The following is a 552-nucleotide window of genomic DNA, read 5'->3' on the forward strand; positions in this document are numbered from 1 at the left end:
CGCTAATTCTTCCTCACTTAATTCATTTAGCGCTTTTCCAGATGGGTGTTTCGGTAAGTCTTTTAGCTTTTCTCTTACTTGTGGATCTTTCCACGCCTCTACTAACTCTTCTTTTGTGAACTTGTATCCTTTTGACATTTCATTCATCCTCTCGTTTTGGTTTTTTATTTTATTTACAAATCTTAATTGACGTTGTTAATCCTATAATTACTCCCACACAAAGTGGTGTTGTTTCTGGTTGTACATCTGATGCCCCTTGGATTTCCGCTAATTCTTCCTCACTTAATTCATTTAGCGCTTTTCCAGATGGGTGTTTCGGTAAGTCTTTTAGCTTTTCTCTTACTTGTGGATCTTTCCACGCCTCTACTAACTCTTCTTTTGTGAACTTGTATTCTTTTGACATTTCATTCATCCTCTCGTTTTGGTTTTTTATTTTATTTACAAATCTTAATTGACGTTGTTAATCCTATAATTACTCCCACACAAAGTGGTGTTGTTTCTGGTTGTACATCTGATGCCCCTTGGATTTCCGCTAATTCTTCCTCACTTAAT

At 36.1% G+C, this 552-nt stretch carries 3 protein-coding genes; all 3 read right to left on the bottom strand.

What is annotated here, in order from left to right; all coding sequences use genetic code 11:
• On the bottom strand, nt 1-147 hold a 147-nt coding region (locus tag AU379_RS20500), incomplete at its 3' end, for a mersacidin/lichenicidin family type 2 lantibiotic (RefSeq protein ID WP_347362596.1).
• Nucleotides 148-169: 22 nt separating this feature from the next.
• Entirely contained in the window at nt 170-403 is a 234-nt protein-coding gene (locus tag AU379_RS20505) for a mersacidin/lichenicidin family type 2 lantibiotic (RefSeq protein WP_030029258.1), read from the bottom strand.
• 31 nt (nt 404-434) lie between these two features.
• The coding region (locus AU379_RS20510) for a mersacidin family lantibiotic (RefSeq protein ID WP_157462717.1) at nt 435-552 on the bottom strand (118 nt) is incomplete at its 5' end.

Origin of the sequence: Bacillus sp. JH7, assembly GCF_001563515.1 — a bacterium.
Taxonomy (GTDB): Bacteria; Bacillota; Bacilli; order Bacillales; family Bacillaceae_G; genus Bacillus_A; species Bacillus_A cereus.

What these genes read in the sequence shown, in the direction of transcription:
- AU379_RS20505 (WP_030029258.1), bottom strand. Translation starts at nt 403, where the DNA reads ATGTCAAAAGAATACAAGTTCACAAAAGAAGAGTTAGTAGAGGCGTGG.